Source organism: Microcoleus sp. PH2017_24_DOB_U_A (genome assembly GCF_020738205.1).
Taxonomy (GTDB): Bacteria; Cyanobacteriota; Cyanobacteriia; order Cyanobacteriales; family Microcoleaceae; genus Microcoleus.
Map to the genome: position 1 here is coordinate 1 of NZ_JAEQCT010000075.1, position 25,896 is coordinate 25,896.

At 45.2% G+C, this 25,896-nt stretch carries 22 protein-coding genes; 5 read left to right on the forward strand and 17 right to left on the reverse strand.

Going from position 1 to position 25,896, the window contains the following annotated elements; all coding sequences use genetic code 11:
- The 6 genes from JGK07_RS21260 to JGK07_RS21285 all read right to left on the reverse strand — a co-directional run.
- Positions 1-292 (reverse strand): MerR family DNA-binding transcriptional regulator (locus tag JGK07_RS21260; RefSeq protein ID WP_293197949.1); only part of this gene is annotated, 292 nt, incomplete at its 3' end.
- A 92-nt stretch (positions 293-384) separates the two neighbouring features.
- A complete protein-coding gene (locus JGK07_RS21265; protein WP_293184068.1) occupies positions 385-2,046 on the reverse strand; it encodes a trypsin-like peptidase domain-containing protein in 1,662 nt (553 codons plus the stop codon).
- Between the two features lie 26 nt (positions 2,047-2,072).
- On the reverse strand, positions 2,073-3,128 hold the full coding sequence (locus tag JGK07_RS21270; RefSeq protein ID WP_293184066.1) for an RRXRR domain-containing protein: 1,056 nt from the start codon (positions 3,126-3,128) through the stop codon (positions 2,073-2,075).
- 332 nt (positions 3,129-3,460) lie between these two features.
- Positions 3,461-4,246, reverse strand: coding sequence for a serine protease (locus tag JGK07_RS21275; RefSeq protein WP_293184063.1), 786 nt, complete (start codon positions 4,244-4,246; stop codon positions 3,461-3,463).
- A gap of 31 nt (positions 4,247-4,277) precedes the next feature.
- Positions 4,278-4,841 (reverse strand): COP23 domain-containing protein, encoded by a 564-nt coding sequence (locus JGK07_RS21280; RefSeq protein WP_293184061.1) that lies wholly within the window; start codon positions 4,839-4,841, stop codon positions 4,278-4,280.
- 397 nt (positions 4,842-5,238) lie between these two features.
- Entirely contained in the window at positions 5,239-6,525 is a 1,287-nt protein-coding gene (locus JGK07_RS21285; protein WP_293184058.1) for a Glu/Leu/Phe/Val dehydrogenase, read from the reverse strand.
- A gap of 479 nt (positions 6,526-7,004) precedes the next feature.
- Here JGK07_RS21285 and JGK07_RS21290 point away from each other — a divergent pair, with 479 nt between their 5' ends.
- Positions 7,005-7,616: a DUF4126 domain-containing protein gene (locus JGK07_RS21290; protein WP_293184070.1), complete on the forward strand. Its 612-nt coding sequence runs from the start codon at positions 7,005-7,007 to the stop codon at positions 7,614-7,616.
- 425 nt (positions 7,617-8,041) lie between these two features.
- Here the strand turns inward: JGK07_RS21290 and hemH are convergent, their stop codons facing one another.
- On the reverse strand, positions 8,042-9,205 hold the full coding sequence (gene hemH / locus JGK07_RS21295; protein WP_293184056.1) for a ferrochelatase: 1,164 nt from the start codon (positions 9,203-9,205) through the stop codon (positions 8,042-8,044).
- Positions 9,206-9,305: 100 nt separating this feature from the next.
- On the opposite strand from hemH, the gene JGK07_RS21300 reads away from it, so the two are divergent.
- The gene (locus tag JGK07_RS21300) at positions 9,306-9,947 is read left to right on the forward strand and encodes a class I SAM-dependent methyltransferase (RefSeq protein WP_293184054.1); all 642 of its coding nucleotides are present in this window, start codon (positions 9,306-9,308) and stop codon (positions 9,945-9,947) included.
- A gap of 227 nt (positions 9,948-10,174) precedes the next feature.
- On the opposite strand, the gene JGK07_RS21305 is transcribed toward JGK07_RS21300, so the two are convergent.
- The 5 genes from JGK07_RS21305 to JGK07_RS21325 form a co-directional block, all read right to left on the reverse strand.
- Positions 10,175-11,305 (reverse strand): hypothetical protein, encoded by a 1,131-nt coding sequence (locus JGK07_RS21305; RefSeq protein ID WP_293184051.1) that lies wholly within the window; start codon positions 11,303-11,305, stop codon positions 10,175-10,177.
- A gap of 280 nt (positions 11,306-11,585) precedes the next feature.
- A complete protein-coding gene (locus tag JGK07_RS21310; protein ID WP_293242846.1) occupies positions 11,586-12,287 on the reverse strand; it encodes a GDYXXLXY domain-containing protein in 702 nt (233 codons plus the stop codon).
- Positions 12,288-12,467: 180 nt separating this feature from the next.
- The gene (locus JGK07_RS21315; protein WP_293242849.1) at positions 12,468-13,868 is read right to left on the reverse strand and encodes a DUF2157 domain-containing protein; all 1,401 of its coding nucleotides are present in this window, start codon (positions 13,866-13,868) and stop codon (positions 12,468-12,470) included.
- A gap of 341 nt (positions 13,869-14,209) precedes the next feature.
- Complete coding sequence (locus JGK07_RS21320) at positions 14,210-14,914, reverse strand: DUF547 domain-containing protein (protein ID WP_293242852.1); 705 nt, start codon at positions 14,912-14,914, stop codon at positions 14,210-14,212.
- A gap of 506 nt (positions 14,915-15,420) precedes the next feature.
- Positions 15,421-15,810, reverse strand: a complete 390-nt coding sequence (locus tag JGK07_RS21325) for a pentapeptide repeat-containing protein (RefSeq protein ID WP_293219476.1) — start codon at positions 15,808-15,810, stop codon at positions 15,421-15,423.
- 129 nt (positions 15,811-15,939) lie between these two features.
- Here JGK07_RS21325 and JGK07_RS21330 point away from each other — a divergent pair, with 129 nt between their 5' ends.
- Positions 15,940-17,418 carry a bifunctional orotidine-5'-phosphate decarboxylase/orotate phosphoribosyltransferase gene (locus JGK07_RS21330; protein ID WP_293219474.1) on the forward strand — a complete coding sequence of 493 codons (1,479 nt, stop codon included), beginning with the start codon at positions 15,940-15,942 and terminating at the stop codon, positions 17,416-17,418.
- Positions 17,419-17,844: 426 nt separating this feature from the next.
- Here JGK07_RS21330 and leuB read toward each other — a convergent pair whose 3' ends face one another.
- Positions 17,845-18,930 carry a 3-isopropylmalate dehydrogenase gene (gene leuB, locus JGK07_RS21335; RefSeq protein WP_293184039.1) on the reverse strand — a complete coding sequence of 362 codons (1,086 nt, stop codon included), beginning with the start codon at positions 18,928-18,930 and terminating at the stop codon, positions 17,845-17,847.
- Between the two features lie 119 nt (positions 18,931-19,049).
- On the opposite strand from leuB, the gene JGK07_RS21340 reads away from it, so the two are divergent.
- On the forward strand, positions 19,050-19,850 hold the full coding sequence (locus tag JGK07_RS21340) for a Uma2 family endonuclease (protein ID WP_293184036.1): 801 nt from the start codon (positions 19,050-19,052) through the stop codon (positions 19,848-19,850).
- Positions 19,851-20,035: 185 nt separating this feature from the next.
- Here the strand turns inward: JGK07_RS21340 and JGK07_RS21345 are convergent, their stop codons facing one another.
- The gene (locus JGK07_RS21345; protein ID WP_293184072.1) at positions 20,036-20,263 is read right to left on the reverse strand and encodes a hypothetical protein; all 228 of its coding nucleotides are present in this window, start codon (positions 20,261-20,263) and stop codon (positions 20,036-20,038) included.
- A 23-nt stretch (positions 20,264-20,286) separates the two neighbouring features.
- Between JGK07_RS21345 and JGK07_RS21350 the strand changes: the two genes are divergently transcribed.
- Positions 20,287-21,411 (forward strand): DUF4336 domain-containing protein, encoded by a 1,125-nt coding sequence (locus JGK07_RS21350; RefSeq protein ID WP_325315522.1) that lies wholly within the window; start codon positions 20,287-20,289, stop codon positions 21,409-21,411.
- 158 nt (positions 21,412-21,569) lie between these two features.
- On the opposite strand, the gene JGK07_RS21355 is transcribed toward JGK07_RS21350, so the two are convergent.
- The 3 genes from JGK07_RS21355 to JGK07_RS21365 form a co-directional block, all read right to left on the reverse strand.
- Positions 21,570-22,211 carry a HEPN domain-containing protein gene (locus tag JGK07_RS21355; RefSeq protein WP_293192516.1) on the reverse strand — a complete coding sequence of 214 codons (642 nt, stop codon included), beginning with the start codon at positions 22,209-22,211 and terminating at the stop codon, positions 21,570-21,572.
- Positions 22,212-22,224: 13 nt separating this feature from the next.
- Entirely contained in the window at positions 22,225-23,472 is a 1,248-nt protein-coding gene (locus tag JGK07_RS21360; protein ID WP_293184029.1) for a DUF262 domain-containing protein, read from the reverse strand.
- 267 nt (positions 23,473-23,739) lie between these two features.
- Positions 23,740-25,524, reverse strand: a complete 1,785-nt coding sequence (locus tag JGK07_RS21365; protein ID WP_293225463.1) for a metallophosphoesterase family protein — start codon at positions 25,522-25,524, stop codon at positions 23,740-23,742.
- Positions 25,525-25,896 lie beyond the last annotated feature (372 nt).

Below are 25,896 nucleotides of genomic sequence, written 5' to 3' on the forward strand. Positions count from 1 at the left end.
AGTTAAGCCCACTGGCAATGTCGGTAATGAGTTCGGCTGATGGATAGAGTTCCAATAATTTTGCAATTTGTCGGTCAAGGTCGGCTTTTTGATGCAGACTGGAGACTCTGGCGTAGAGGATAGTTCTTTGATTAGTTTTGCTAAGTCCGGCATAAGAATTAATCAAATATCGTCGTTGACCGGAGGGTGTGCGAATGGCGGTAATAATGCCATCCTTTTCCCATCGCCTGAGCGTATGTAGGCAAACTCCAAAATGTTCGGCTGCTTGTCTTGGGGTTGAGTAGTTATCCAAAAGTGAATAATGCTGAATATTCTGCTAGTTTAACACATTATTCAGATAATTGCAGCAAAATTCAGTAAATCAATCAACAGGAGAATGCTCCCCTACGAACCGGCTTGATTTTGCCACTTTTTGCCGAAATCTGTTAGCGTTTCCTTGGGAATTTGCTGCTGCAACCATTCCAAAGCCCGATTTTGGTGCGGGTGGAGGCCGGCGCGATCGTACACTTTGCAAACATCGACCAAATTAATCGGCCTGTTACCGACTCTTGCTATCAATTGAGTGCGCCACTCTTCAGCAAATTTCTGCATGGTTGGCGCGGGAATCCTGCCCTGCAACCACTCCAAAGCTCTTTCTTGGTGAGGACTTTGACCGCTGAGGTCGTAAGTATTGCAAACATTCACTAAACTCAAAAACCCGATCGGCCCTGCGGCTCTAGTTTGAGGTGGATTTACTCTGGCTGCGGGAGTAGGTGCAGGCCTTGTCGCAGGTGCAGTCTGGGTTGCTACGTTTTGCTGCGGCAGACTGCTAGCAGTCTTGCGTTGGGTACCCACACCGCAAACTAAATTATTTCTGCCGTAAGTCGGATCGGAAGGGCGAACATTGATTGGTGTGGTGGCTTCGCAGACAATGGAGATAGTCACCGGATTCTTTAAACTGGCGTTTTCTTCCAAGAAAATTGCTCCGACATAAGCTTTCATATCCGCAGATTTCGGTATTGCATAGTGAAAAGCGCCTCTGGTAGTGGTGCGAATTGCAAAGTTGTAATCCTGTGGCAATAAAATACTAAAGGTTTTGGCGATCGACCCCACAGAATTGAGAAAATCGTGGTTGCGAACCACATAGGTTTGCTGGCCGCGCACCATCGCACTAATTGCCGACTCCGCAGGTGATAGCGCTTCCCTCGCTGCGATGCGTTCCGGTGCTGGCACTAAAGCCTGCGACTGTTGTACTTCCGGCGGCTGGGCTGCGGGTGCGGGTGCGGGTGCGGGTGCTGGTGCGGGTGCTGGTGCTGGTGCGGGTGCTGGTGCTGGCGTTATCGGCGGTGGCGGTGCTATTTGCACGGGTGGATTCTGGGCTGAGGTCGATCGCACGTCGCCCCTTATTTGGTTCCGTCTCGCCAGAAATATCTCAAAAGGAACGCCGTAATTCTCTACAGCCTGTTGAAGCCGCACGTCAGCTTTACCGTGAGTTGCTACCACACGGCCGTTGCTGTCGAGAACCGGGCCGCCGCTCATACCGGGGAGAGATGCGCCGTCGTAGGATAGTTCGTAACCTTCACGAGAGCCGGGGGCTCTACCGTTGACGTTGACAGGGTAAAAGCGGTAGCCGCGTTTGGTATCAAATTGTCCGGGACTGGGATAGCCTGCTACATAAACTGTTGACCCAGGCTGCAAATTTGCAGAGGTCGCAGTTTGAGCGACTCCGTAGTTATTTTTGCTTTGGAACTGCAACACTGCTAAATCTGTTCCCGGCACGTTTATCGCTTCGTAGATTTTGTAACGCATACCGTCGCCAGTTTGAATAAAGCATTCACCAGTAGTTGCTACGACGTGATTGGCTGTGAGGACAGTATAATTTTCACCTTGACGCTCAATTATCGATCCCGATCCCTGACAGTCGCCAGCGATCATTACTGTAAATTTTTTAGCAATTTCCCCGATTTCGGTTCGTTCTAGTGCTGGTGCTGGCAGAATTTGCACTGAGACGACGATCGCCACCGCCCCTACCAATGTTGTTGAAATTCTGCTATAAAATTTTGTCATCAGAAAAATGGGTTTGAAACCCCGTCCTAGAAGGACGGCTTTACAATGTTTGCAATGCGCCACGAGTTGTAAGCCAAAAACTTACAATCTGGGGGTAATGCGTTTTGAGTTAGACGCTTGCCAGTTTTTAACTCGTGCAAGCTAATTGTTTTTCGGTCTGGTTCTTTCTTTGTAGGAGATTCTTGCCATCCGCCAACATAACAGAACCCATATTTAGGATGTTTAACGATCGAACCACGCTTAAACCCCGCACTTAAAGTGCCACCGTACCGAGAGCGGATATGACCTGTAGAATGCTGCAAACGATGGAGTTGCCTGCGATGAAACTCAAGAGAGATTACTTCTATTAGCTTGGTATTATCAGGTTGAATGTGTCCCCCTGTATACCAATTAGCTAATACCCAAGAATCAATGCAGTGAGCCTCAAACTTCTTCGATAGCTTCTGTTTGGATTTTTTTAGTCCTAAACTTTGACGTAGCTCATAAGTATCGTTTCCCGATCTAATCTCAAGATGGGCAATCTTTCTAATCTCACAGTAAAACCACTTTTTGCCCACTTCTAAAGGACTAAACGATACATTCCACACGGGCGATCCGTTTTTCCTCTTTTGTGCCTTGATGTCCTCTACAACAAATGTCGATATCGGAAACATCAATGTCAACCAGTTAGCTATCCTTAACTTCCACTGCCATCTTGATGCCGTGGATGGGGGGATACGATTTTTGTTAACCAGCCTGTTAGCTCTATTTTGGCGGCACGGCGTGTTCCGAAACCGACGAGATCGTCGCATATTGCGCCTGACCTCTACACGGTCTTTTACCCAATCAATTGCATGAGTTTGGATATTTAAGTAAGTATGCGATTTGGATTTAACGGTAAATCCTTCGCGCTTGCTGCCTGGATCGATGCCAACCGCTATGGGTTGATAGTTGTGATTTGAAGGTTCTGCATTTAGTCGGATGCAAAATACTCCTTTTTTCCAGAATGGTGTTGCCTTGCCTGATTTGATCCAACGCTTAGCACGGGCGTTGGTAGTCGGCATTAACGGTCTATTTTCACTGTTGACAACGGGTACAAACATTTACGGTAAGTCCTATTTCTAGGTGTATATTTCCCTTCGCCACTGACTGCCAGAGCGGTTAAAAACTAGAGAGGCATTCTTAACGTCTTGCAGGATACCACTCCCAGGCAGTTCAGTCTGTCTTTTAAGGACGTAGGCTAGACACTGTTTTAGTCTTGAATCAAGAAGGTGGTGAGTCTTCCTCTTTCAAGCCCCACGCCTTGATAGCTGGGGTTAGTGACTGTCCAATTATTTAGTTTAGTTTAAGGAATAGTAGGGCGGGTTTGTATATATTGTCGATCGCTCAAATCGCCACCAAGCCAAAGCACGAAATATCGCACACTCAATCGCGCCTATTTTTTCACAGAATTGGTTGTCATTTCCAGCCCTGAAGGTGCTAGCTGCTTAAAAGTGTCGATCGGAATTCCCCAACTGTACTTACTCATCTGCTCTCGCAGCGCTGCATTCGGTTCAGTGCCATCTTTATACTGGTATGGGTCTCCCCACAGCGGGTAAGCGTGGACGCCGTTAACCCCCACCACCTCGCCGCGAACATTCAGCAGCGGCCCGCCGCTCATCCCTTTTTCAATCTCATTGGTGTAACCAATTTGATAGCCACCTTCCAAAGCTTTATCTAACACTCGCCAAACTTTGCCAGTTTTGAAGACAAATCCTCGGTCTTTTTGACCTTCTTCTGTCAAAGGAAACCCACCTGCAAATACTGCATCCTCAACTTTTGGTACGGCACCCGGCTTAGCAGTGGTATATTCAACGCTGCTAGTAAAGCGCAACAACGCCAAATCATTGCCTTTAAAATTAGCGTCTTTGACGAAGATTGCAGGGTAAATTTTATTATCTGGGGTTTGGATTTGGTAGGGAGCCTTGCCGGCTTTGAGGACGTGTTCGTTTGTCAGTACGGTGTACTGCGAACCCTGCTTGCGAATGGCGATTCCCGTTCCGGCAACTTGTCCAGACGATCGCACCCTAACAGCGATAGACTCAGCTTGTTGCTGCAATTGCTGTTGCGACATTTCGACTGGCATCTGTTTTAAGAAATTTTTGGCACGCGGAAGTTGTGCAGGCAAAATCATTGAGATGCCACTGATACAAGTTGCCAAGATTAGTGAACGCCAATCCATGTTTGTTTAGCTCGCAGTTTCTTTGCTACTTTTACCACAAACGCTCGTTGTCTGGTAGTTCGTTTTCAAACCATTGATTGAGATTGACGTTAGCAAAGCCATTTTCGTATGTTACCAGTTGCTTTTCCCCACTCAGGTAAAGCGGCTGCTTGGAGGCGCGGTTGCGGGTGTTGAGCATTTCTTCGAGAATCTGGTTGGCATTGTTGGGCCGGGGTACTGTCAGCACTATTGCTTCAGCACTCGAACAGTTCCCGCTACCTCTGACTCTATCGACGCACAATACTTGTTGACCATTGAAAGTCCCCGCTCTCATGAATCGGAGTTGACCGTTATCGTTAAACCGTTGAAATCTAGCCGATACGTCTTCGCAGCGCCGTTTGGGAGTCCAACCTGAACCGGAAAAAGCTTCATTGTTCCAAACTATCAGCGGTACGGGGCCTTTAGCGGCCGTGCGGACGATGGTTGCTGGTTTGCCTTCGCTAATCCCGCAGAAAAATTGATTTCTGGTTTGAGCTTGGCTCGGCTGCGAAAAAACACCCGATGTACCTATAACGATCGCTGCCGCGGCGAGCTTGCCAAATAAAGGTTGTCTCATTAGAGTAGCCTATATAGTTTTAATGATTGGAATTTTTTTTACGTTCTCTCCCGTTAAACTCGATCGAGTTCACAGGAGACCCCTTGCCGCACATAGTTTTTAAATCTTGCGACCCTTAACATTTTACTTTACATTATCAAATAATATTAGTCAATCTGCGTCCACCAAATTTTTGATAATTAGCTGCTACCTGTTCTGAGCCTCGCCGCAGCCCGCCCCACAATCATATTCAATCTTTTTTTTGTGGAACAGGCTTCTAGCCTGTTGTTGTGGAACAAGCTTCTAGCCTGTTGTTGTGGAACAAGCTTCTAGCCTGTTGTTGTGGAACAAGCTTCTAGCCTGTTGTTGTGGAACAAGCTTCTAGCCTGTTCGTTCGATCGCACTTCCCAGCATTCCGTCAACCATTTAAGTAATAATCCCGCGTTCCCTTCGCATTCATAGCTTCTCCGAGTCGTTGCAAACCGTACACGTAAGCAGCAGTTCTCATACAAACCGACAATTCCTGAGATTTTGTCCAAATTGCCTCAGTTTCCTCGACCATTTTGTGCTGCAACCGCTGGTTGACTTCCTCCAGCGTCCAATAAAGCCCACTGCGATTTTGCACCCACTCAAAATAACTCACCGTCACGCCCCCGGCATTGACTAAAATATCCGGGAACACCTGAATTCCCCGCGCTTCCAAAATCAAATCAGCAGCAGAATCTATCGGCCCGTTTGCTACTTCAAAAATAAACTTAGCCTTGACATCATTGACATTTTGTGCAGTGATTTGATTCTCCAAAGCTGCTGGAACCAGCACGTCTACATCTAAGGCTAAAAGCTGCTCGTTTGTCAAGATTTCGTGTTCGACAATATTGCAGACAGAACCTTCGCAGTAAATAGCTTTGATACCTTTGTTAGCTTCTTTGAAGCGGCGGATGCTGGGAATATCCAGCCCTTGTTTCGCATGAATTCCCCCTTGGGAATCGCTGACAGCCACAACTTTGTAACCTGCTTTCCAGAGCAATTCTGCTAATTCGGCTCCGGCATTACCAAAACCTTGGACGGCTACCGTTGTCTCCCACGGAGTTCGGTTAAATTTGGGTAGGAGATTTTGAATTACAAAAAAAGCGCCGGTGGCGGTAGCGGTATCTCTGCCTAAACTGCCACCGATTGTCACTGGTTTACCTGTCACAACCGCCGGACTGAGCTGCCGCTTAATAATATTGTACTGATCCATCATCCAACCCATAATCATGGGATTGGTGTAGACATCCGGTGCGGGAATATCGACATCTGGGCCGATAAAATCTGCGATCGCATCTACGTAACCCCGACTCAATCTTTCCAATTCGAGTTTGGATAATTCTTTGGGATTGACTGTGATTCCGCCTTTGGCTCCTCCAAAGGGTATGTTGAGCACTGCACATTTAAATGTCATCCAAAATGCCAGTGATTGCACTTCATCGAGGGATACTTTCGGGTGGTAGCGCACTCCTCCTTTCGACGGGCCTCTGGTATCGTCGTAGCGCACTCGATAACCTTGGAAAATTCGCAGGGAACCGTCATCCATCCGCACGGGAATTGATACGATTAAACTGGATTTGGGATATTTGAGCCGCTCGCTAGTATCCTCGGAAAGGGATACATATTTTAAGGCTCGTTCTAGTCGGCGGCTGGCATCGGCAAATAATGATTCAGACATAAGAATAGTTGACAGTTGACAGTTGACAGTTGACAGTTGACAGTTGACCGAAGGAAGAAGCTAGAAGGAAGAGGAAAGACGGGAAAAGGAACAATGAAGAAGGAAGAAGGAAGAAGAAAGAGGGAAGATAGGAGAATAATTTGCCGGAAAGCTCTGGGTTAGGTGGTATTTTAAATTTAATTATTTTGGCTTAACTGCTGGTTTTTCGATACTTTCTAATTTAATCACGATCGCAGGTTGATTCTGGATAACTGCCTTCTACCTTCTACAATAACTGTATAAGTGGCTTCTGTCTGATTGTCGATCGACAATCTGGCAGTCCCAAGCAGCAATTCAGCAGATACAGTTAAAATAGAGGGTGATATTTAAGCTCAAGCAGCTATTTGAGGAGAGATCGCTCAAATCACCGCCAGCCACCAGGGGAATTATATTCTGAAATCATCGACGCTTTAGCAAACGCTATAAACTAAATTATTATGATGGTTGGACTCCTAGCCGCGCTCTCTGCGTCTGCGGCGGGGGGTATGAGAATTGCCCTTCCCCTGCTGTTGATTGGTTTGTTGCGGATTGACAAACTTTGGTCAGAAATACCTCTATTGTCTCGCGTTCACCCCCAAGTGGTGATATCTATCTTGGTGAGTTGGTCGCTGTTGGAGGTATTTGCTTCTAAAACCTTTGTCGGACAGCGGGTGCTGCAAGTTGTGCAAATTATTTTTAGTCCTATTGTAGGAGCAATTATGGGAATTGCGATCGCTCAGGTAAGTGCGATCGACGAAATGATTCTTCACCCTGGGATGCTGTGCATCATTGGTATTGTCGGAGGTTTGCTGGCTTTAGTGCTGCAACTGGTACAAGCAGGATGGCTTTACCGACTACATATTTTACCGATTTGGGTGATTTTCCTGCAAGATGTTCTGTGTATTTCCTTGGTTTTGTTTGCCTTTGACGCCCCGAAAGAGGGTGCGTTAATTGCTATGCTGCTGCTGTGGTTGGCTATTCGCAGTTCTAAGGAGTGGTATTGCTGGTACAGAAGTCAGGGAGTACCGGGGGATGGGGGAAATCCCCGCCGCCACAAGCGCAATCCAGATTAATTTTTAGGTACGTAGTTGCGCTTGAGCGCTCTTTCTTAGGAATGATAATTAAATAACTTACAATCTTTATTGTTATTGTGGGATGGGCGTCCCGCCCGTCCAGAAAGGACGAGATCTTCTGGCCAATCCCACTTTCTTTGTGTAAATTATTTAATTCGCGATCGTTATATAAAAGCAAGAGCGCTGAAGCGCAACTACGTACCTTTCGGAGCGCTGAAGCGCAACTACGTACCTTTCGGAGCGCTGAAGCGCAACTACGTACCTTTCGGAGCGCTGAAGCGCAACTACGTACCTTTTATTCAATGAATTTAATCTCGATACAAAAACCGCCCTCTTGCGGTTTTTAGATGCGCGGGGCGGGTTTTATGTTGAGATTCTTTGTCTGCTGTTGGTTCGGATTGCAGGCTTAATCTGCACCTAAAGATCTAAAGCAAGCCGATCGAGTGTAGCGGGCCTTGACCCGTAATTAACTCGATCACTAATGCTATAAAACCAATCATTGCTACACGACCGTTCCAGACTTCCGCCCCCGTCGTCAAACCCCACTCCCACTGCTCTTGAGGGTACATTTTAACTTTCTTGGAAGGGCGTATCACATCCGCAAATTTAACGCTGGGAGATTCTATCGACTCGATTACTAAATCTGCCAAGGCTTCAATAAATACCGGATGAGTATTCAATGCAGGGACTCGGTAGAAATTTTCAATCCCCGACTCTTCTGCTAATTCTCGATACTCCATGTCAATTTCTTGCAGAGTCTCGATGTGCTCGGAAACAAAACTAATTGGAACTACCAACAAATCTTGAACTCCACTTTCTGCTAATTCGGTAATCGCTTCTTCGGTGTAAGGCTTGAGCCATTCCACCGGGCCAACCCGACTTTGATAAGCTAGTGTGTGTTCGTTCGATCGATTCAAATGTTCCATAATCAGACGAGTACAATCTTGAATCTCCCGCTGATATGGGTCTCCAGCCTCTTCTACGTAGCTGAGGGGGACGCCGTGGGCGCTGAAAAAGATGTGAACTCGATCGGGATTTGGACTGTTATCTAATTCTTGGGCGATCAATTCCGACATTGCCTGAAGGTAGCCTGGTCGGTGATACCAAGAAGGAATCGCGGTATATTCTATCTGGTTGAGATCTGGATCTTGGTTCCACATTTCTTCTAGCTGTCGGAAGCTAGAACCGCTGGTGCTGATCGAAAATTGAGGATACAATGGCAAGATTGCCAATTGTTCGATGCGATCGCGCTTTATTTTGGCGATCGCCTCTTCAGTAAAAGGATGCCAGTAACGCATCCCCACATATACTTTGGCATCTTGTCCCTTAGACTGCAAAAGTTCTTGCAGCGCCAAGCCTTGTTCTTCGGTAATCCGCCGCAAAGGAGAGCCGCCACCGATTTGGCGGTAGTTTTCCTGGGATTTTTTAAAACGCAGAGTCGAAATCAACCAGGCGAGCGGTTTCTGCATCCACGGAAACGGAATGCGAATGATTTCCGGGTCAGCGAACAAGTTGAACAGGAAAGGACGGACATCCTCGATTTGATCGGGCCCGCCCAAGTTTAATAGTAATACTCCTACACGGCCCATAGCGGTTACGCCTCTCCCATCGTCTCAGTTCTGTTAGTTATTTTTATCATATAACTTAATAATATCTTAAGTCGATAGCAAGATATACATAATTTTGAATATGGCAACAATTTTGAGAGATTTAAGTTATAGGTATCAGTGGCTGTACGATGCGATCGCGCGTCTGGCTGCTTTGAGCGTAGGTGGCGAAACTCGTTTTAGGCAGCTAGCCTTGGAAAATGTGACCCTGGGCGCGAAAACTAAAGTTTTAGACCTTTGTTGCGGTAGCGGTCAAACTACGCAATTTCTCGTGCAATATTCCCAGGATGTCACAGGACTTGACGCTTCACCATTATCGCTGCAACGGGCAAGAAAAAATGTGCCATCAGCCAATTATGTAGAAGCTTTTGCCGAATCGATGCCTTTTGGCGACAATCATTTTGATTTAGTACACAGCAGCGTTGCGATGCACGAAATGCAGCCGTTACAGTTGAGGCAAATTTTTCAAGAAGTATACCGCGTGCTCAAGCCCGGTGGTCTATTCACTTTGGTAGATTTTCATCGGCCCACAAATCTGCTATTGTGGCCGGGGTTGGCTGTATTTTTGTGGTTGTTTGAGACTGAAACTGCTTGGCAGTTGATTGAAACTGACTTGGAGAGTTTGTTGGCCCAAGTGGGATTTCAACTCTACAATTCAGAAGAAAGCGAACAACCTAAACTTTATGCTGGCGGCAGCATTCAAGTTATCCAAGTTAAAAAATAGGTACGTTGTTGCGCTTGAGCGCTCTTTCTTTTATATATAAGCAAGAGCAAGTTAAAAAATAGGTACGTTGTTGCGCTTGAGCGCTCTTTCTGTATATCTAGGAAAGAGCAAGTTCAAAAATAGGTACGTAGTTGCGCTTGGGCGCTCTTTCTTTATATAGATCAAAGAGCGCTCAAGCGCAACTACGTACCTGGATTTAATGTGACATTTGCGTCCATGACTGTTGACTAAACAAACTTTTTCGCTTCAGCCAAAGCTGCTTCAAACTTAAGCAATACATCCTTTTCTGTGTGAATAACTTTCTCCTGTTCTAGTAGCGGGCGGCCAAACCGAAAAATACCATCTTGTTCTACGTGGTCTACAGCAGGAAGCGTTTCGGGATGTGGCAAAAATTTGCGACCGATTGTGTACGGCGTGTGGTAAGAAAAACTAAAATCTGGAAACTTATCGCTCTTAATTTCCAGGTAGTAAAGCGAATAATAATCCTTTGTTTCACAGTACACGCATTCGCGACACTTATTTACCAGTTTCCGGTTTTGATAGAAAAAATCCCACTTATCCCAATAGTAGTCATCTTTCATCATGTCCTGGTGGTCGTCGCACAGTTCGAGATATAATTTGTCAGCACCGGGAGGACGGTAAAAGTAAAGCATCGCATAGGGCATTTCAATCAGTAATTTGACTGCTTGATTTTTGCGCTCGTACCATTCTTGCTGGTGAATTTCGTAAATTTCGTAGACTTCGTTAGATTTAATTGCTTTAAAGCTGTTAAGCTGATTTTCTTTTGCCCACCGCGACGCCCAAACTGTCCAGTAAGCTAACTGGAAAGTTGCTGAAATTTCCGCCGAACCTTGTTCTTTCCAGTCGGAAATAATTTTTTCCCACGCTGCACTAAAAGCTCCTCGCGATTGTTCGTTTTGTTCGGAGTTTTCTGTATTGATTGGCTCGGCTGTTGGGCGATGATTTTTAATCAGTCCTTTGGGTTCTTTGCGCCAGTTATCAATGTCAGTTGGCGTGAGAGTTAAGATGAATCTTCTGTCGTGAACGGGATATTCTAAATGAATTCCCGATTTGCGAAAAGAGCGGTATTCTAGGATCGGGAGCCTGCCTTGTTCGATCCATTGCTGGCGTTCTGCTGCTGAACACTTGAGCATTGCTTCTAATTCTACCGGATCGACGGCTAATTCACTTTTGAAGGTCTCCCAAAATCTTTCTTGTTCGGCTGCATTTGCTTCCAGCACTGATACAATTGTGCTGACGATGCGATCTGTTTGGTCTTGAGAATTGTCGGGAAGTCCTAAGAAGTCGAGGAGTTGGGCTTTGAGTATTCGTCTGGCAGAAATTAGCTCGGCTAACATGAGAAGCTCCAGTAGAGTCTGAACTTGCAACCTTGAATTCGCAAGATTTGTGCAAGTCTTATATATCTTAATGGATTCTCTTGAGTTGTCGGCAATTGAATTCACATCCGATCGCCAATTGTAACGGATATTGTCTCGCACAGGTCGATTTTACGGGATTTGGGCTTGAAAGTCGTGAAGCCCACTACCCAGTCATATCTAAGCAAAAACACTCAAAGCCAGGTTGTAAGGTAGATTCCCTACGGGATAGCTACGTCGCGCGTGCTTGTGCCAAAACCGGCTAAAATCGATAATTGCGATCGCGCACCCACAAACTCACAGGCACAGCATGGCCTGTTTTGTCAACCTTGACTTCTACGACAAAAGACTGCCGCTGCTTCCGTTGAGCTTCGCTAATCTCGTCATTGACTTTTTCCCTTTCATTCTCGGGCATATAATAAGTTTCCAAGCCATATTCCATGCGCGAACCGTTATATTTGCCTTGAATGGCGATTTGATTGGCTGGCAAATTTGGGGGATTTTTCAGACTGACGCGCGTCGGTTTCCAAGGTTGGGGGCGGACAGAATTTGTCGCGGCTTTTGGCGCTTCTAAGATTACATAAAAACTGATATTTTGGTTGACACGGTATATTTGTTTTTCGCAAACAACTCCGCGCGGACAAGGTATTTTCTCTAGTTTTCCTGGTAAATCTTGCCAGCCGGGGAGCTTTTCGAGATTTGTGCGATCGGAAATATCATAACTCAAAACTTGGTAATATCCGCGCAAAAAGTCGTAGGGGTCTACTGGTGCAGTTTGCAAGACAACAGTTTTGCCAGTAACAAAAGTGTAAACTGCTGGAGCCGGTACTGCGGCAATCAGTCCAATTTGCAGAATCAATGGAATCCACAGCCGCCACCCGGGAAGCCGTTTTGCAGTGGGGGGAAGGGTGAAGGATGGGGACTGAATTAAAGTGTTGGTTGTTTCTGAGTTTTCGGTATTCATATTAGTATTTGGGAATTTGTGATTAATTGGTATGTTGTTGGGCTTGAGCCTCCTTGAGACGTATAGACAAAGAGGGCTAAAGCCCAACAACGTACCTAATTTTTAGGATAACAATAAAACGACCATGCTTCGATCGAGGGGCTAGGAAGATCGGATTGCAGTGAAACAACTATCTGACTTCTAATCATCGATTTTAGCGAAGTGTTTCTCGAACCACAAGCCAGCGGCAATTACGCCAATTCCACACAATACAAATACAAAAGATTTGAGCAACAATTCTGTGTTATATTCAAAGACTCGACTGATAATTTGCAAAGTTATCAATACCATTCCTCCCCAAAAACTCTGACGGTTTCCTAAAGCTAAACCTTCTCGGATTAAGCCGACTGCGAGCAGAAATGATAAAACATTAAACAGAAAAGTTGCTAATTGAGGAATTGGAGTAAAAGTCAGGTGAAAAAACGGTATGAAAGCGCTGGCGAGAATGAAAAGTGCGATCGCACCTGTAGTCAAATTCACTGCTTTTTGCGTGCGGCGGCCCATCTCCAAACGTCCCAAATGCAGCCACTCCAACACCGCTAAACCACCCAAAACAGCGACATTTGCCAACAAAACCCAATCAGGCCCGGTTTGTCTAGGTGTCGGCGAATCTTGCCAAAACCAGTGGAAAGACAGAAAGTAAAACAGACCGGCGAAGTACAGCAGTGCTAAACTGCGGGCGGTAGGTTGAAACAGTCTGCTGTGCAACTTCGGCCACATCGCATCGTCGTATCCCCACAGCAAAGCGGGCGCTAAACCACAAAATATTGCTGCACCCCAGCCGCCATCTGCTGCTTGGGCAATAGAAACTTGTAATGAGAAAATTATGGCGATCGCACCTATAGCAAAAATAACACGCGATCGACACCAATAAGCCAACGGCACAAACATCAAACTCGCAGCCATTGGCATTTGTCGCACCAAAACTTCCAGCCAAGAAAACTCAACTTTAGAAGACCAATCTAACACCGCCAACCAATAGCCGAAACCGATTAAAAGTGCGGACAAAACACCCAACGAAGTCAACCGCAAACTGTAAGCCATTCCCAACACTCCGATTCCCCAAACTAGGAAAAGTCCGTAGGAAGAACCGCCGATGTGGAACATTTGCGCCATCAGCGCCATATTTGCTCCTAAAATCAGAGCTCCTAACAGTAACAATCCTTCACCAAGCAGTTTGTTTCGCCCTTTTGTGACGGGTAAAATACTTTGATTTGAGCTTTTGTTTTGGGAAGGGGGAATGCGCCACAAATAGAAACCCGCCACATTGACTGCAACGAAAACGCTCAGCAGCATTGCAACTCTCACTTCGCGCGACCAAACTTGCCAGTTTGCTGCTACAAAGGTGATGACTCCTATACCTAGAAGTATGCTCCCCAAGCCGATGAGAATGCTCAGAAATTGGTTGCGGGAAGCGGTTTCGAGAGTGTGAAATTGATATCGTTCCGAAAGTTGTTGGTAGAGAGATTTGTCGATGAGTCCTTCTGCTTCCCAGAGTTTGGCTTCTGCGCGCAACTCGCGCCGAAATTTATCTGAAATCATTTTCAATATTCCAGAGTGTTTTAACTGTGATTGTTATAATAATGTCACTTGTCGGTCGATTGTCGGTGGATGTTGGGACACCTGCTGAAGTTGCACAGGAGTGTTTGAAGACAGTAAACTTGAATTGCTTAAATTGTTGACTGATAGACTAACCGCAGATTGAAGGCAGATAAACACGGATAAACGCGGATGTTTTTAAGATAGTTGGCGATTTTGGCAATTCCAGTATATGATTGGTTTATAGTGATTTTCAAAGGTATTGCTAGAGCGAGAGATAAGGCAAAATCTCTTGAAATTATCTGCGTTCATCCGTGTTCATCTGCTTTACATCTGCGGTGGTTCTAAACTTGATTTAAATTCCAATCATAGGGTAAAAAAACGATCGCCCATTCATCGCTTACAGCCACCTCCGGGCCCAAATAACCGCCCACATAGGCAGCTACCGAACCCGCATTCTTGACAAAATCCTCGCCGTACCACTCAAAAATCTTGCTCAAATAAAGCGTCTTTTTCCCAGCATCGTACCGCACTTTATCGGGATTCTTGATAAAACTATTCGCATCCGTCTCCAGTTGAGTTCGCACAGACTCGGGGAAGTAAGCGCCGCGGCGCAACAACGGACATCCGACGGAAGCGCAAACTAAGGCAAAATGAATGCGCGCTTCGGCAAATTCTGGGCGCAAAATAGCGTGTTCGATTTGATTGAGGCTGTACTTTTTGCTGTCAATAATTGAATTTGAACGGGTGAAGAATTCCAGAAAACCCAGCCAGTTGGGGATTCCTAAAATTTTGGGACGGATGGACGCGATCGGGTATACTTCGATTACTTGGGAAATTGCGATCGCATTGTACGCATTCAACCACAGCGCCAACCGCGCATCCGCATCCGTCATAGCAGCTAAATCTACATCTGCCAAAGTTCCCAGCCAATTGCTCAAAACCTCCGCCCCTTCAGCTTTCCAGCGTCGGTAATTGACGCGGCCGAAATCGTCAACGTAGCATTTTAGCAACTCGTCCCAAGTCGAAAAGTTGATCGAATTTATCATTAAGTAGAAGGGAGAAAGAAGAAGGAAGAAGGAAGAAGGAAGAAGGGAGAAGGGAGAAGTAAGAAGTAAGAAGGAGGGAAAAGAGATACACAGCCAGCTTTTTAGCTATCCGTATTTCACGTTTAATTAGATCGATTTACCAGCAAGAATTGGTTGAAAGCCGGAACCCTTTGAGGGAGAAATTAAACTCAAACTATTCATTACTCCAATCCTCTTCGTTTTAGGTAGAAGTCGCTTTCCAACTATCAACTGTCCCAGGTCAACTGTCAACTGTCAACTGTTGAATTACTGTCCACATTCTAAAGCCGACATTGCTTTAGCTTGGGGTTTTATTTATTGTACACTTATTTTCTTTTAACTCTTGTGTGGTAGCCTTCGACGCTGCCCAAAAGTTCAATTTAAGTGTACAGCCTTTCTCAAATAAATGAGGTATGCCCTATGCCCTATGCCCTATGCCCTATGCCCTATTAGCAGCTCATGTTACACCAGAAAGGCGATACAACAGCTTATTTAATACTACCGTCAACCCAAGTAGCCCCTTTCAGCTTAGCATTTTCCAAATTGGCCCCCGTCAAATCGGCTCCGGTCAAATTAGCATCAGTCAAATCAGCACCTGCTAAATTAGCTTGCCGCAAAGAAGCCCCGCTGAGTGAAGCCCCACTCAAATTTGCCCCGGATAAATTAGCCTCCCTGAGATTCGATCCTCTCAAATCTGCCCCTTGCAAATCGGCATTTGCTAAACTCGCTTGCTGAAGGGGAATGCTTCTCAAATCGCATCCCGGACATTGGTTAGTTTGCAGCAACTGGTTGATTTGCTGGGGGTTCCCTGCAATCACCGCTGTAGCCAGCCCGAATATCAGTCCAAATGAAATCGCTCCTAAAGTTACAGATTTCATAGTCTTTACCTTCTACAATTATAAAAGATTCTTAATTTAAACTTCAACGGGGAGCGGTTTATTCCGGCACAACACCAATCCCACTTTCTGATGTTAATTTGTAATTTTTCGTTACCAAACAAACCAACTATGAGCGATCGCACCAATTTTTTTGATAAACTGTTAGCGGCTGTTGAAATCAATCAAAGTCTGCTGTATTTAGCCCTCGATCCCGACCCGGAAACCTTGCCAGCACTGGTTTCGATGACTGTCGATGAAACTCAAAGTTTTGTAACTGATTTGTTGAAAAGGCTCAAAAGTGCGATCGACCAAACAGCCGATTTAATCTGCGCCTGCAAAATCACCCTCGGTTTTTATCAATCTCTCGGCATTCCAGGCTGGCAACTGCTGCAACAAATATTAACAATTATTCCCGAACACATACCAGTAATTTTAGATGCCAAACACAGCGATTTAAACACCAGCACGGTGTTTGCCAAAACCGTATTTCAAGACTGGCAATTTGACGCTATTACCTTAAGTCCTTACGCGGGATTCGATGAAGTAGCGCCATTTTTATTATATCCCGGAAAAACAGTCTTTGTCCTCTGTGCCACGGCCAACCCGTCGGCCGCCGAATTGCAAGAATATCCGACAGCAGAAAACCCTTTCTACTTGCAATTAGTCCGAGTCTCTCAAACTTGGGGAACTCCCGAACAACTGGGTTTAGCAGTAGGAGTAATGCCGGATATGTTGGCGCGAATCCGCCAAGCTGCTCCCGAACGGCTGATTTTAGTTGAAGGAGACATCGCCGGAGAAAATCACTTGACAGAAGAAAACGACCTCGCGCAACTGCTGGCGGCCGGTTTAAGCAAGAATGGTGAGGGTTTATTGCTGCCAGTCCCCCCAAGTTTGTTGGCGGGGAAAGAGCCACGCCGAGAAATTGAGAAATTACGGGATAATATTAACAAAGAGAGGCTGCGCGCGATCGAAGGAAGTCCGACTTGCGAATTGTGGCTACCGGATGTTTGCTTTTTGCAACCGGAACCCAACCGCGATTTAATCTTGCAACTTTATGACATTGGCTGCGTAGTTTTTGGCGACCACGTACAAGCATCGGGCGCTGTATTTCCATATTACATTGACTTGCGAAAAATCATTTCAACTCCACAAATTTTCCATCAAATTGTCAGCGCCTACGCAGACATTCTCAAAGACTTAAAATTCGATCGCATTGCGGGCATTCCCTACGGTTCTTTACCTACAGCAACGGGTTTAGCATTGCGAATGGAACGCCCGATGATTTTCCCGCGCAAGGAAGTGAAAACCTACGGTGCGGGTAAGTTAATTGAGGGGCATTTTCAGCCTGGAGAAACGATTGTCGTAGTCGATGATATTTTGATTAGCGGTAAAAGCGTGATGGAAGGTGCGGGGAAGTTAAAATCTGCGGGGTTGAATGTGGAAGATATTGTGGTTTTGATTGACCACGAACAGGGAGTGAAAGATAAATTGAAGGCTAACGGTTATCGCGCACATTCTGTGCTAGCACTTTCTGAAATAGCTGAGATTTTGTATCAAGCAAATCGCATTGATACCGAACAATTTAATATGTTGACAGCCGAAGGCTAAGTCACAATTGTTGTAGGGGCGGGTTCGCCGACATCTATGAAACCCATAAACAATCTCATAAACCCGCCCTCCTTCGCCGTTATTTAAAGCAACATTTAATCTTAAAAAATTGGGTACATTTGTATTGTTTGTTGGGTGGGAAGGGTTTATGGAATTCTCGATTTTTGCCGTTAAATTTTGGCGAATTCGCCCCCTAGAAGTCGGGGATTTTTTATCATGTTTTTAGGACACATTTGGGTACATTTGTATTGTTTGTTGGGCGGGGGCGGGTTTATGAAATTCTCGATTTTTGCCGTTGAATTTGTTGTTTGTTGGGCGGGGGCGGGTTTATGAAATTCTCGATTTTTGCCGTTGAATTTGGGTGAACCCGCCCCTACAATGTTTTGTATTGTTTGTTGGGCGGGGGCAGGTTTATGAAATTCTCGATTAACCTTGCAAAACTTCAATTAAAGCCTCGCCCATCGCCCGACAACCGACCAGTTTCATACCTTCCGACATGATATCACCAGTGCGATAACCTCGATCCAAAACTGCCACAACCGCTTGCTCAATTTTATCAGCAGCTTCGGGCTGACTTAAGGCGTAGCGCAACATCATTGCAGCGCTTAAAACTTGGGCGATGGGATTAGCTTTATCTTGTCCGGCGATATCCGGCGCGGAACCGTGTACTGGTTCAAAAACTCCCGGGCCGCTTGCACCCAAACTCGCAGAAGGCAACATTCCAATACTACCAGTTAGCATCGCCGCCGCATCCGAAAGAATGTCGCCGAATAAGTTACCCGTGACAATTGTATCGAACTGTTTCGGCCAGCGAATTAACTGCATGGCTGCGTTGTCAACATAAAGGTGAGAAAGTTCCACATCGGGGTATTCTGAAGAAAGGGCAATTATACGATCGCGCCACAGTTGCGAAACATCCAAAACATTCGCCTTATCAACCGAACACAGCCTTTTTCCGCGCTTCCGGGCCGTCTCAAAAGCCACGCGCCCGATGCGGTCAATTTCCGACTCGGTGTAAGCCATCGTATTCACACCGCGTTTTTCCCCGGTTTCCGTCTCAAAAATGCCTTTTGGCTTGCCGAAATAAATGCCGCCAGTGAGTTCGCGGATCACCATAATATCCACACCTTCGACAACTTCTTTTTTTAAAGAAGAAGCATCAACCAACTGCGGTAAAATAGTTGCAGGACGCAAATTTGCAAACAATCCCAATCCGGCGCGCAGTCCTAACAATCCAGTTTCCGGACGCTGTTCGCGGGGCAAATTGTCCCACTTGTAACCGCCGATAGCTGCTAATAATATCGCATCGCTGTTGCGGCACTTTTCCAAAGTTTCTTCCGGTAGCGGATTGCCTGTGGCGTCAATAGCAGCGCCGCCCATTAATGCTTCTTGAAATTCAAAGCCGATGTCCAATTGTTTGCCGACAAGTTTCAGGACATCTACCGCTACAGCGATAATTTCAGGGCCGATGCCGTCTCCTGGTAAAAGAGTGATGCGGTAGTTTTGAGTCATATCGATTTAGGAGTTTTGATTTGAGATTTGAGATTGAGAGTTAAGGGGAATTCTTTGGCAATCCAAGACATTCTCACAAGGCTATAATCATATCAGGATAAGCAACCTCAGAATTCATTATGACATTCCCGACTTACCCGCCTGCTCAAGCTGAACCGCCTCTAGACCCCCGGCAGAGTTTGCCAACAATGTATGATTTACCTAGCGAAGACCCAAAGGAGCCCGGTTTGCCTGATACATTTCATTTAGATCAGCCGCAACTCTTGGAATTCACGTTTTTGCCACCTGGATGGGATGCGGAGCAAGTATTTACAGCCAGCGACCTAAATTTGTATTACGATGCAACACAGCCGCGCTGGCATAAACGCCCGGATTGGTTTGCTGCGGTGGGTGTGCCCAGGCTTTATCAAGGGCGCGATATGCGTTTGAGTTATGTAGTTTGGCAAGAACGGGTAAATCCGTTTGTGGTGGTGGAATTGCTATCGCCGGGAACTGAGGATGAAGATTTGGGCCGGACTGTTCAGCAAGCTGGGGAACCGCCGACTAAGTGGCAAGTTTACGAACAAATTTTGCGGATTCCTTACTATTTTGTGTTCAGTCGCTACACGGATGAATTGCAAGCTTTTCATCTTGTAGGTGGTCATTATGAACCGGCAGAATTAATGGATGGGCGGTTATTTATTCCTGAGTTGCAGTTGAGTTTAGGGTGGTGGCAAGGCACTTATAAGAGTATGAATCGTTTGTGGTTGCGGTGGTTTACGGCCGAAGGAGGGTTGATTTTGAGTCCGGGTGAAAGGGCAACTGCTGCGGAACGGCAACTGATAGAATATCAACAGCAACTTATAGAATCTCAACAGCGAGAGGAAAGGCTAGCGGCGCGGTTGCGGGAATTAGGTATCGATCCTGAACAGTTGGTTTAATAGTCCCGCACTCAGCCCTGGTGAAACCGTTTCTTGGTATATTTATCGTAAGCTGTCGCACATTTAAATTGTATATTCAGGGCGGGCGGGACGCCCACCCCACTCATTGTCTGATTTTTTTGAGATGCAATTTAAATGCAGAACAGCTTAATAAACGCAAATTTTCTGAGAAACCGGGCTTCTAGTCATCCGTAAGTCCTGTTTGAGTATTCCAAAAGCAGGCGCGGCGCAGCTATCGGGATCTTAATCGCCCATAACCGCTTTTCAACTCCTCGCATCCGTGCAACAAGATTGAAATAAAATAACAAAAGTTCGATCGCACGCACGTACAAAAAATCGGCAAGGAGTCGCACCAGTGACAGACGGGGAAAGCACACCAACATCAGCACAGATTGACAATCGAGACTATTCATGGCCCTTTTGGCCAATTGTTCCAATGTATCCCTACAGCAGGCGACGGACAATCCGCAAGGAAATAGTCAAGGACAAAATCTGGACTTTTGACCAACTACAAGGCATTTTCTACGTCATTGTGCCGATTCGGATGACAGTCATCAAACTCGAATCCGAAGGCCTTCTCGTCTACGCCCCCGTCGCGCCGACTCCTGAGTGCATCCGCTTGCTAAACGAGTTAGTCGCAGAACATGGCGAGGTTAAGTATATCCTGCTGACAACGGTTTCGGGCATCGAACATAAGGTATTTGTCGGCCCCTTTGCGAGGTGTTTTCCCGAAGCGCAGGTGTTTGTCACTCCCAAGCAATGGAGTTTTCCGCTAAATTTGCCGCTGAGTTGGCTGGGTTTGCCCGGTAAACGCACCTCTGTACTGCCTTTGGATAGCAGCAACACGCCCCTTGCAGATGAATTTGATTGGGCAATCCTGGGCCCGCTGAACCTCGGTTTAGGCTTTTTTGCGGAAGTTGCGTTATTTCACAGGGAATCGCGCACGCTAATGTTAACAGATTCTGTGGTTTCGATTCCCGAAAACCCGCCCGCGATTCTCCAACTCGACTCGTACCCGCTGCTATTTCACGCCAAAGACACCGCTTTGGATGTGGTGGCAGACACCCAAGAAAATCGATGCAAAGGGTGGCAGAGAATCGCCTTATTTGCGATGTATTTTCGCCCTAGCGTGTTGGAGGTGCCGCCGTGGTCGGGGGTGTTAGCCAGCGCCCTGAAAGCGCCAGAGCGATCGAGAAAAGCTTATTTTGGATTGTATCCGTTTAAGTGGCAAACTGATTGGGTGCGATCGTTCGAGGCTTTGCGGGGAGGAGGGCGGTTGTTGGTGGCGCCGGTGTTGCAGACTCTGATTCTCAACCGCGCGCCGAGGGAAACTCTCGATTGGGTGGATAAAGTCGCGAGTTGGGACTTTGATCGGATTGTACCTTGTCACTTCGATCCCGCGATCGACTGCAAGCCCCGCGAATTTCGCCAAGCATTCTCATTTCTGGAAAAACACTCGGTTGTTAATTCTTTACCCGAAGATGATTTTAAATTGCTGAGGGATATTGATGCTGGTTTGAATAAAACTGGTTTAGTTCCGCCTGCAAAAGAGAAGGTTTAATCTGATATTTTTGACAATTCTGAATAAGCTGTTTGAGCACAAACAAGATGCCTGTTGCACTCAAAAATTCAACTATTGTGGAACGGGCATCTTGCCCGTTCCGGCTAGAAGCCCATCGCCAAGATAAAACCCTTAACAATTACTGGAAATTTATTCATTTATCTCATTAAATCATTAATCAACTCATCCACCTTCAAAAGTTCTTGAATAATTTGCTCTACCCTCTGGAATTCATTTATGGGATTGAGAACTCTAATAGTTGTTGGGGATGTAGCTGAAGTATGGACTGCAACACCTCTGTCTTCCCCAAAGGTATTCATAGTAGCCAGCCAAAAAATATTTAGATTCTCGGAATTGATTCCTATTGGCAAAAGCAACGACAGAATATTAGCTTCTTTTATTCCATGATTCTGGTCAATGATTCGCTTAAAACTATTAATAGCTAAATCTATCTTTTTGTTGATTTTTATTTTCTCATCCGGTATTTTTTTAGCTGGCTTTGTTGGACTTAGTGTATCTGGTGGTAATTCCATCATTTGACCGGAAAAGGCAAGCAAACATATCAAAGTACAGCAAGTCTTACCCTGACTGTCCCAATTGTTTTTAGCATTAAGGGCTGCTTCCCAAACTCTATCCTCTAGATAAGCTTCAATTTCGGCATGAGCTAAAACTCTGTAGGCAAGAGTTAAGGCTAACTGTCTGGGGGAATAAAAATGTCCGGGCTTAATCTTAGGAATGAATTGTTTTTTTAACCTATTCAACTCCTTAGTTAGAGTACGAAATCTGACGGATTTTGGCATACTGCTTAAGAACTTACCACAACCCGTTAAAGATAATGCGGTTATCTGCGAGTTCGGGGACATAAAACTCTAAATTTAAAACCTTTCGCAAAGTTTTGCCCCACAGTGAGAGACGAGTATGAGTTTCGCGAATGCTAGTTGTTCTTTTCTCAACAGCGTCTCTGAATTCGCTATTAGGGGACGAACATAACTCTTTAAAAGCATTTTCTACTCGCTCCTTATTATTCTTAGCAGCTTGTCCTATCTCGGGATATGAAAAATAAAAAACCATTACATCTAAAATAGCTCGATTCATTTTTTTGCGGTAAGTATTAGAAGTGTTAGACCATACGCGAAATATATTTTCTTCTCCAAATATTGCAATGGTTATTTGCACCGCGTTCTCAAATTCGCTAACTGTATCTTCGATCTCGATTTTTCGTTCGTCCCAATCATTGTTGAGTTTTTCGCAGGTCATGTCCAGGAATTTTTTAAGATTCCCGCGATAATCGGATAAAAAATAATATAAGGCTACATACCGCAGCAACAATTCGACATCGCGCATCCGAGGATCGGGATTTTTTGATTTAAGTATTGTTCTTAAAGCCTGATTTTTAATTGATGCGTCGTCTAAAAAATTGACAAAATCTCCGGGATGCAATGCTTGCCTCAATTCTTGGGGAGATAGCGGAGTATTCTCTAAATTCAGGCGTAAAAAAACTTTGTATAGTAAACTTTCTGTACGCCAGTTTCTAATCAATGTAGTCCGAATAGTTTGAGTGTCGAGTACATTAAGTACGGGACTCAACACAACATCGTTTTTTATATCCTTATAGGTATAACCATTGAGATCGGGTCTAAATTCTAAGTTTGCCAAAGCAAAACTATCATTAGGAGTTTCGCTCATTCCATAAAATTGCAGGATGGCAAGCAAGCGTTGCTTGCCATCAAGAACTATAAAATTTCCGCGCCTCTTTTCAGGAGAAGCTAAAACTATTTCTGGAATGGGAAATCCTAGAAAAATTGATTCGATAAACCTACTTTTGCGAGTTATATCCCAAGCATCTCGTCTTTGAAATCTTGGATTGAGTTGAATGTTTTCCCGCATAATTAGATCGAGGATGCTGGTTGTTGTCCAATCAGTGCTACCTACAATGATTTCTGAAATTTCTTTTAATATCGATTGTGGCTTTTCATTAGATTCCAGCTCATCATCTAAATATTCATCTTCTTTATCAAAGATTACTTCTTCTGGTTTTTCCAAGAGTTTTTGTTTGGGCATGACTGTACTCTACTCGTGAGTTTAATTTGGATAGACTATGTATTACCTAAGTATAGCAGAAGTCAAAAGACTGAAGTTGACTCTTGACCGAGAGCGAGAGAGTTTTCTTCCCAACTCATCAATCTGGGAACTTCCACAGCGTATTAAACTATTGTCTATTGGTGCGTCGCTGTCATATTTTTCATATTTATTTGGGGATGAGGGATAGCGACGCACCCTACGAATACTGAGGACTGAAGTCCTCACTACAAACCTGACTGCACTAAATCACGATTTTTTCAATTTAAACTCATCAAACTTCACCACTTCCGAGTCTGGTTTCCGCGTATCAAAATAATAGCTACTAACCGTAGCATTCCCCGTGTCAAATACACTAAAAGCCGTAATATCATTACTATCAATATACGGCAATGCCAGCCCATCTTTCCCCAACAAAGGTGCAACTGTTGGCATCACAGGTTCCAATCCGTTCGGATCTCCAATCGCGCTGTAATCCTCCCCATATCCAGGCGGCACAAATCGGCGCTTTCTCCCCGCAAACGCCCCGTAACTGTTACCCACATTGGAAGTCTCTAAAAAGTGCATTCCGCTGGAACTCACAAACCGATTCCACAAATGCGAATGTCCGTACAAAACTAACTGCACGCCCGCCGTTTCTAGCAGCGGCATCACATCCCGAATCAGATAATCTTGCTGTTTCGGATATTCGTAACGCACCATCTTAATCTCGCCGTCCAAAGTGCGATCGACTATTTGCACTGGGTCAGTATAAGCAGGTACAATATTGTCACCCAGAGAATGCGGTGGATGGTGAAACATCACAATTTTATATTTAGCTTGCTGAAATTCCGCACTATATAACTCTTGTTCCAACCAAGAATATTGAGCGCTACCTTTGGCAATTGGCTCAAAAATATGCTGTCCGTATCCCCATTTTTCAGGACGATCAAAATCTTCGTCCCGTTCCCGATACCTGCCTCTCGCCCCCGGATCTAAATTGGGAGTCCGCCAGATATTCGTAACATACAAAGTCACTAACCGCACGTCCCCAAACGTCACAGCATAATAATTTTTCTCACTTGGTAAACTGAAAATTTCGTTGTAAGTATCACTATTAAAACTATTGTTTTTTAACAAAACATCTTGGTCTTTCATCCCATATTTTTGAGTGAGGTATGGATATATTTTTTCCACAGCAGCGCGGGGAAAAGGGTCATTAAACTGGTCGTTGAGACTGCTGCTAGTTGAAAACCTACCCATAATCTCATGGTTCCCAATCGTCGGAAATATAGGCGCGTGTTGGATCAGTTCGCCACCGCTGTACACGGTTTTGACGCCCTTTTGGTCGATTTCGGAGAAGGCGCGGCCTTGCAAACCCGGGAAAAAAGCGCGGCCTCGGTCGTCGTCGAACCATTCGGAAGCGCGATCGGCTATATTAATTAAATCACCAGCCATGAAAACTGCATCAACTTTATCAATTGTTTCTGCTACTTTCTGGAGATTAGCCGCTGTCATCGGCATCAATTGATGATCGGAAGTGAACAGGATTTTTAGCCCAATTCCCGCTGCTGGTGTCGGAGAAAGGCTGAAAACTTTGCTGCTAACAGATTCACCATCTTTCGTTTCGCTAGTCACTAGATAGGGAATGCGAACACCGGGCATTAAATTAGTAATTTCTGCTTCGTGGCGCCAGATGTGGCGGACAATTGGATTGTTATCAATTATGCCCTGTTTCATTTCATCGGAGATGTGCGAGTCTTTGTCTTCCCGAACCCGGCTTAGCTTGGTAGTATTTGCAGTCGCAATTTTACTCAAGTTTTCGCCGTAAGCAACAATGTTCCGAGTCCCGGAAAATTCGGTAAACCAAACAACTCGCACCGAGTTAGTTGTTGGAAGTTGCAGAAACGGATCGGTTAAAAGTTTTGGTTTGTTGAGGAAAGATTGCATAATCAAACCTAGGAATAGGACAATCAAAATCAAAACAGCAAAAAACCACAGGTTGCGAGAAGAACCTTGGGGTATTTCTAATTTATCGGGCAATGGTGTTAACATAAGTTATTGTCAGTAGTCTGTAGGGGAAAGTTCAACAGTAAAATATAACTCCCAACCCCAATATATATAAACCCGCCCCCGCTTTGAATTTTAGACTACGAAAGTTATCAAAAAGTTAAGAAATTCTGAGAATATCTCAGATATCACAAACCGGGTGGATCTGACTTTTGAGGAGGGCGAAGCATGACCGCAGATAAGTTATTAGTTATAATCTCATATTGAATGCGGTCATGCTTCGCCCCTACACATATATTTGCCAAACATGAGATGCACCCCACAAACCTCAACTATTAATCTCAAATATAGCGGTTCTCCCAAAGATGAGGTATTCACCAATTCATTAACAATTACAAAATCCCCCAATCCCCCAAT